Origin of the sequence: Paracoccus sp. (in: a-proteobacteria) (assembly GCF_032007265.1) — a bacterium.
In the GTDB taxonomy this organism is placed as follows: Bacteria; Pseudomonadota; Alphaproteobacteria; order Rhodobacterales; family Rhodobacteraceae; genus Paracoccus.
Genome location: NZ_DALZMB010000048.1, coordinates 20,242 through 27,906 on the forward strand (window position 1 = coordinate 20,242; position 7,665 = coordinate 27,906).

A 7,665-nucleotide genomic window follows, 5' to 3' on the forward strand; every position below is an offset into this window, starting at 1 on the left:
AGCGAATACTCTGCACTCGTTAATCATCGGTCTCAACAATGTGACCAACGAAAGTTTGCCCGCAAAAATGGCAAAAGGCCAATTAACTAAATATTAACTCTTTGTTCCATATTTGCACTTGCAGGTAAATTCGTACCTTTACCTAGGTAGATTTACCTATGCTTAGACCAAATGATTCTGACCGTCCGGGCTGCGGTTAAAACGCAACAACCAGTACAGTTTGAAACTTGGACATCTGGGTTCAGACAAGGGGGCTGTGCTAAGGGGCGACTTCTAGCAAGACTGCATCGCCAAATCCGGCACCGTATCTGTTTCAGTTACGGCACTGTTGTGGCAGTTTGCTGCACCATTTTCGGCGCAATGCCGATATCCCGAACCGAGGATCAGACGGAATGAAGACTTCGCTGGGGGCGCTGTTGGCGCTTGGCATGGCCGGACTACAGTTCCTTGCGGTGCTGGCGGTGGTGACCTCGTCTTATCTGACCTCTGAGCGGGCCCTGATCGATCACGCGCGCGATCTGATGCGCGATGTCGGGATCAATACGATCGAGCATTCCAAAGGCTTCCTCAGCCCGGCGCAGGGCGCGGCCGAGCTGGCAGCGCGGCTGGCGCAAAGCGATGTTATTTCCAGTAAGGATGCGCAGCTGCTGGAAAAGCTTTTGTTTCAACAATTACAAATCGCCCCCCAATTCGCTGGCGCCTATTATGGTGATAGCGCGGGAAACTTCACCTATGTGATGCGCAGCCCCAAGGGGCCAGGGCCGTTTCGCAGCAAACTAATTCAAGTGGACGGCGTTAATCGCACCACGGAATTTATCTGGCGTAACAATGACTTTTCTATTGCGGCCCGTCGGATGGACCCAAGCGATAGTTTCGATCCACGCAATCGGCCGTGGTATATCAAGGCGCGCGCCGAACTCGCGACGATCTGGACCGATCCCTATATCTTTTTCTCGTCGCTTCAGCCCGGAATTACATTGGCGGCCCCCGTTGTTCAGGATGGTGACGAGATTAGCGGCGTCGTTGGCGTCGATATTGAAATCAGCATGATCTCGGATTTCCTCTCGCGGTTGAATATCGGCCGAAGTGGAAAGGCGCTGATTATTTATCGCAACGGCGATGTGATCGCGCACCCCGATCAAAGCCTGCTGAAAACCGAAAGCGCCGATGGCACTTTGCGCTTTGTCAATATCACCGAAATCGACGATCCCATTGCACGCGCGGCCTTTGGTCCGCTGGCCGAAGCCGGCGAGATTCCCGTCACCCAAGAGACGAAATCGCAGTTCATGTTTAACGGCGCGGCCTATGTGGCAACGACCATGCCGGTGATCAGTGCGCAGTTGCCCTGGACGATCGGGGTCTATGCCCCCGAGGATGATTTCATCGGGGCCATCAAGCGCAACCGCATGATGAATATCTGGCTGGCCGCGCTGGTCGCGCTGCTGACCGCCGGGATCGGGCTGGGCTTGGCCAAATATATCTATCGCCCCGTGCGCGCCTTTGCGGTGCGTACTGCGCTGATCTCTCAGGGTGAAATCGATCCCCATGCGCCGCTTCCCAAGACCTACCGCGAGTTGGAGCGCGCGAATGAAGCCTTGGTGCAGGAAATCGTTGCGCGTCGTGACGCGGAACAGGAATACGGTCAGACCTTCTTCATGTCAGTGCGCGGCATGGCCCAGATCACCTCGGATCGGGGGATCTTTCTGCGGGTGAATGCGCGCATCTGCGAAATCACTGGCTATGACAGTTCAGAGCTAGAAGGCACTGCCTTTGGCGATCTGTTCCCGCCCCAACTAGCCAGCCCCTGGACCTTGGGTCACGACAATGAATCCGAGGATTTTGCCATCAACCGGGATCTGCAACTGCTGCGCAAGGATGGCGAGCTGCTTTGGGTCACGGTCAATGCCATCGTCATCCGCGACCGACGCGGCCATGCGATGCATGTGGTGATCACGATGGAGGACATCACCCAAAGCAAGCGCAACGAAGAGCAGATCGAGCGGCTGAACAAGGATCTTAGCCATCTGGCGCGTGGGCATACGGTCGGGCATATGGCCTCGGGTTTGGCGCATGAGCTGAACCAGCCGCTGACCGCGATTGCCCAGAATGCCGATACGGCGCTTTTGGTTCTCAGCCAGCAATCCTTACCCGGCGAAGAGCTGCGCGAGATCCTGACCGAGATCGAGCAGCAATCCCTGCGCGCGGGCGGCATCATCCGGGCGTTGCGAGGGTTCATCCGCAAGGACGAAGGCGAGCGTGTCAGCTTTGATCTGGCCGTGTTGATCGAACAGACCTTGCAGCTTTTGCGCCCCGAGGCGACCGAGGCTGCCGTCGAAATAACCACGAAAGTCGATGACAACCTGCCGTTTGTGGTGGGCAACCGCGTGCAGGTGGCACAGGTCATCGTGAACTTGCTGCGCAACGCCATCGAAGCCTTGGCCGCAAGCACACCTGCACCGCGACATGTGACAATCTCGGCCAGCGGCATCAATGCGGCACCGGGTTTCGTGCGTGTCACGGTCGAGGATAACGGTCCCGGCGTCGATCCTGCGGTGCAGCTGTTCACCCAGTTCGAAACCACCAAATCCAGCGGGATGGGCTTGGGATTGTCGATCTGTCGCAGCATTGTCGAGGCAAATGGCGGGGTTATCGGTTATCACCGTGCCGGGTCGGGTGGCTCGGTTTTTGAATTTACCTTGCCGATTAACCAAGCTCGATAAGAGGGCGGAACCAATCGAAACATTAAGGCTTTCTCTGTCGAGGCCTTGGTTTCGCCGTTTGTTTCTCTTAAGTAGCCGCAAGATGCCAGATTTTCCCCCCTCCGCCGCCCTGACCGTCTTTGTGGTCGATGACGATGCCGATATTCGGATGTCGCTGTCGCGAGGGCTTAGTAAGCGGGGCTATCAGGTCGAGACCTTTGCCTCGGCACGGGCCTTTCTGACCGGCTATGACAGCACCCGGGCAGGCTGTCTGGTTCTTGATTACGGCATGCCCGATATGAACGGGCTCGAGCTGCAAAGCTACCTGCTGCACCATCAGATCAATATCCCGATCATCTTTATCACGGGCCATGGCGGTGTGCCGGAATCGGTGCAGGCAATCAGGGCAGGGGCGATCGATTTTCTGGAAAAGCCCTTTCGGCAGGCCGATTTGATTGCCTGTATCGACATCGCTTTTCAGCAGGTGCTAGAGCGCGTTTCGTTAGAGCAGCACAGCCAAAGCCAAAGGGCCCGCTTTGACCGCCTTACCGCGCGCGAACTGGAGATCGTCAAACACATCCTGGCGCGCCCCTCGGCCACATCCAGCAAAGAGCTGGCCTCGCAATTTGGCATCAGCCATCGCACCGTCGACCACCACCGTGCCCGGATTTTGGAGAAGTTAGGCGTGAAATCGGTTGCAGAGCTGATCGCCCTAGCCAATAGCTAAGCGCAGCTAGGGCCGGACGCCCGAAACCCTCGCGAACCCCGCAAGCCTCGCAAGCACAGATCTCGGCCCCGGCAGGCAGGGTTGCACGGCCCGCCACAGCGGTTTCAACCGCGCCCTACCGTCATCAGCAACGACTTTTTCAACGATTTCCTCTTGCATTCGCCGCCTTCAAAGGATACCTGCCCCTCACGGTCGGAGCGTAGCGCAGCCTGGTAGCGCACCTGCTTCGGGAGCAGGGGGTCGGAGGTTCGAATCCTCTCGCTCCGACCAAAATTCCCGTTGTGTGTCGTCCGACATCGAAACACCGACTTTTCGACAAAAGTCGGCTTTTTGATTCATCAGCAAAATAGTTGTTCCACCTGTTGAGGCCGAACCAAGGTCTTGTCAGTCTTCGCTGGGTCGCAAAATCGGCTCGACGTATCGGCGCTCATAGAGCGGGCCAAATTCCTGGTCATCCTTTGTGAATGGTGGCATGCCCGCCTTGCGCAATTCGACCATACATTTCTGCCAGCTCACTCCGAATTCGGCCTGCATCGTCATTGGCGTCATGAAGCGCGCGTGAAACGCTGCGATATCTTCGTTGGTCAGGTAAAGAACCTCTGTGCCATTGGTCGGATGGGGCACCCACCGGGCCAAGACATGTCCGGCGGTGAAGAGTTTTTGAAACCACGCCCTTAACGAGATGCCCAGTTTCGCGGCATAGTCCGAGGCAAGTTCGCCGGCAGGAAGCGATTCGTCGCGCCGGCGGCGACGGGGCTGCTGGCCTGTGAGCTGGTCGACCTCGTCTTTCAGGACCATGTAGCTTCGATAACCCTCGAGGTCGGTGTCGCGGCCAAGCTGCAATTGCTTGCTGCGAATGGCAGCGACCAGGTTTCCAATGTTCAGGCCCGAGCGCCGGCTTGCCAGCTGGAGTTGTTCCCAACTCGTCGAAGGTGGGCTCAAGGGGGTTGCCACAGCATCGAATTCGGCCAGCAGCGCCAAGCCATCGGAAAGCCGCCAAGGCGATCTCACCTTAGGGTGACGGATGAAGGGGCGAAGTATTCCGGCGTCAGACAGCGCCTTGAGCTGAATCGCCGTCGTGCCAATGGCGGCCCTCATCTCCGGCGCGCCAACCAGCGAGGGTATCTCCTTTAGGAAGCTGTCATATTCCGGCGCGCTGAAGGTTTGCAACGCAGGTGCCCTGGGATCGTTTTCCGGGACGGCGCCCGCATCAATCAGGCACATCTCTACAAGCTTCTTGTCTATCCCAATTTCGATAGCAGCAGAGGCAGGGGTGTGAAGGAGCCGCGTCGACAGGGTTTGGCCCAATACGACCTCTCCAGCCGCGATCGGCCAGGTTTCCAGGATGCAGTCGCGTAGGATGTCGCGAAATGGCTCAAAGCCATCGTCCTTCAGATAATCGGCCAGCCCGTCATAAAGCCTGCCATAGGTCCCGCGGAGCGAGACCCACTTTGACGTGGTCGAGGCCGCCAAAGCCTTGAATGCCGCCCGAAGCGCGGACTCTCCTTTGCATAGCACCTCGAATCCGGCAGCTTGGGCTCTTGCCTGAAGATCGGTCGGGCTTTCTGCTTGAGCCGCATTGTCGCGGATCAGCAACTCCCCGAGTAGGTTGCACATGGTCGTCGCAACAAACAGGCCATGTTCAGCGAGCCACGTCGGGTCTTCTCCCGTGTCAAACGCGCATCGAGCCAGAGATCATATGGTGAGGGTGCTCGTCGAGGCTGGTCAAACTCTCCGGCAATGATCCTGGACGCGAGATCGCGGAGATAGGCCGCGCTATCGAAACGCTTCTCCGGCTTTCCTTCCTGCCAAAGCGGCACTAACTCATGCTCGTGGCGGCAACAGATGGCAACATCGCGCAGCAACCAGTCGCCGCGCATCACCATCGCCGAGACTGGATCGTTCGGGTTGACCTTTGCATCCTCGCGAAGACAAATCGGGCAACCGCGCATGACGGGGCTGCGCACCGCCTTTGAGGGGAAGCGCTCTTGCCGGAACTCCATCCAGGCATCGCCCACTGGCGTTCCTGTCCAAGACTGCAGATTATGGAGCGCCTGCCGGTCGAGCGCTGCCGTTTCACACAGCCGATTGAGCGCAGCTTGCTCGAACTGAGCGAACCGCTTCATCCCGAATCCGAGATCCACTGCGAAATCAGTCGCCGTCGCGGCGTTCATCGCCGCGAATCGCGACAGAAATGAGAAAACAGTTTCCCGTGGAACTGGAGCCGGGCGAAGTGGAAGTGCAGGCATTGAGGTCAATCTCAGTCAAACAGAAAGATGACCATGCCTATTGCCTGATCGGCTGTCCATCCGACTACCCGTTGTTTGGCAAGCGGCGTGCATCACCCACGATGTTGGATTGGACGAACGTCGCGTTGGGCGGAAAGCGGACTAAAAGTGCTGCGGCATTGCAGCTGTGGCGTACGTCCAAAAGCGGTCATTCATACAGAGCGCAATCAACTCAATAATCCTCCGGAATCTTAGATTGAGCTATCCATGCGCCAGCCCATCGGTCAGCAAAGTCTGGGAGATAGCGCTGAATTCTTGAATGCGAGCCAGTGGAAGGATGCGGGGGTTTGTCGTCACGATCGGGAAGCGGGTGATCACGAACGGCTCCACCCGGTATAGGTCTAGATGGTCCCTCAGAAGCTGCTGTCGAGATCGTTCTTTAGTGAGTGCCCTTTCGTAGTAGCGCTCGAGCGTCCGGTTGGTCCGGATGAAGCGCGCCGGGTCGAGGTCGACCCAAGAAGGATCGACCAAATTATTCTTGCACTGGACGTTGAAAATGACTCCATCACGGGTTGCGATGACATCGAACTCTTTGCGGTCAATTCGTTTGATCGGCTGCACCGCGAAGCCCTGCTGGGTGAGTTCGTCCTTAATTCGCTGCTCAAAAATAAAGCCTGAGCGGATTTGAAACCGGCGCTGGCCGTATAAGCAGACGTTCTTGAAGTTGTAAAGGAAGCGGCTTAGGAGGGTGACCGTGCTACGGAGTTCGTTTCCAACGCGAACGAAAGCAGCATAGCTGTTCAGGGCCGAAACGAATGTCGTTGCTGATGTCGTGAGCAGCTCACGATGGGGAATCGAGACACCGTGCCTTTCGGCAAGGGCGTTGAGCTCAACAGGCGATACCGTCACCCAGAAATCGTCTTTCGCCCGGTGCGAGAGTTCCCGGACCACTGCAGCCAACCCAGCGAATGCGGTATTATCGAGCTCGAATTCAGCGAACGCCGCCTCGATAAAGGCGATGTCGTTACGCAACTCCGCAGCGCTGAACACCCGATCCGGTCGCAGGGGTTCAAGACCCTTGGGTTGCGTGCTGGAGGCGAGATCGATGATGGGCACCCTCTCGGCCTCGAGGAACATGTCGTCCAACGAGGTATAGCTGTGCGAGGCGGTGAAGCCGCGCGATTCGAGATGGAGCGCAAAGTCGTCGTAGAGTTCGCAGACCACGCGTTGTTGCAGCAGACCAGTAATCGTGGTCCCGCTTATCTCGGCCTGCGGCAACATCCAGGTCAGGGCGTCGCGGCCGGTCATCGGGATCGCCCCCCTGCAGGCCCTGGGCATCACGTAGAGCAGGCTTACCAAGTGACGCCGCCGGGATTGCAGGTAGCCGATAGCGCGCGCCACGGTTGCCATTCCCGCCGCGGCCGGTAGGATTCCGCGCATCTCGAAGCTGTGCTGCATCGCCGAAAGTTGCAATATCAGATTGCCTTGGCGCTGAGCAAAGTCGATGCCATAGAGGTAGCCGAGATGGTGCAGAACGAATTTCAGCCGACTAGAATTAATCGTTTCGCTACGGAGGCTGAGACCCAATAGCTCCCGTTCAAGCAGGTCGTCATCCAACTCGCCAGGCAGGTTAATCAGTTCCTCGATGGCACGGAGGGTCTCAAGCCAAGCACTCACTGATGCCCGCGCTTCGAATGGTGCCAAGGCGTAGAGGATGCCGTCAGCATGCTGAGCAAGCTGGCTCGTAATCAGATCTAGGGCTTCCTGCCCTGTCAGTCTGGCTGGGCTCATTCCGGTACCATCGTCTATTGACCTTCGCGGATAGAGCTCAAAAACTAGCTCAACTGATTAAGAGGGAGCACTTCCACTTGTTCGGTGCCGAACAGGTGCATTATCGCTTTAAGAGCCGTATCCGATAGCGTCTGAGTACAAAGGACGGCAAGGCGCTTCATTGGCCGGGATACCGATACGTAAAAAAGGTTCCGCGAGCGGTAATAGGCCTTCGAGTTTT

Annotated in this window: 5 protein-coding genes and 1 tRNA gene; 3 read left to right on the top strand and 3 right to left on the bottom strand. The window is 57.4% G+C overall.

The window, feature by feature from the left end; translation table 11 throughout:
- Positions 1-392 precede the first annotated feature (392 nt).
- The 3 genes from RTS12_RS11510 (at position 393) to RTS12_RS11520 (ending at position 3,696) form a co-directional block, all read left to right on the top strand.
- Positions 393-2,720 (top strand): ATP-binding protein, encoded by a 2,328-nt coding sequence (locus tag RTS12_RS11510; protein ID WP_312528593.1) that lies wholly within the window; start codon positions 393-395, stop codon positions 2,718-2,720.
- An 82-nt stretch (positions 2,721-2,802) separates the two neighbouring features.
- Positions 2,803-3,426 (top strand): response regulator, encoded by a 624-nt coding sequence (locus RTS12_RS11515; RefSeq protein WP_312528595.1) that lies wholly within the window; start codon positions 2,803-2,805, stop codon positions 3,424-3,426.
- A 193-nt stretch (positions 3,427-3,619) separates the two neighbouring features.
- A tRNA-Pro gene (locus RTS12_RS11520) sits at positions 3,620-3,696 on the top strand.
- A 114-nt stretch (positions 3,697-3,810) separates the two neighbouring features.
- Here the strand turns inward: RTS12_RS11520 and RTS12_RS11525 are convergent.
- From RTS12_RS11525 to RTS12_RS11535, 3 genes are all read right to left on the bottom strand, one after another.
- Positions 3,811-4,734 carry a hypothetical protein gene (locus tag RTS12_RS11525; RefSeq protein ID WP_312528597.1) on the bottom strand — a complete coding sequence of 308 codons (924 nt, stop codon included), beginning with the start codon at positions 4,732-4,734 and terminating at the stop codon, positions 3,811-3,813.
- Positions 4,735-5,015: 281 nt separating this feature from the next.
- Positions 5,016-5,675, bottom strand: coding sequence for a TniQ family protein (locus tag RTS12_RS11530; RefSeq protein WP_312528599.1), 660 nt, complete (start codon positions 5,673-5,675; stop codon positions 5,016-5,018).
- A 240-nt stretch (positions 5,676-5,915) separates the two neighbouring features.
- Positions 5,916-7,445, bottom strand: a complete 1,530-nt coding sequence (locus RTS12_RS11535; protein WP_312528601.1) for a hypothetical protein — start codon at positions 7,443-7,445, stop codon at positions 5,916-5,918.
- Between the last annotated feature and the right edge of the window lie 220 nt (positions 7,446-7,665).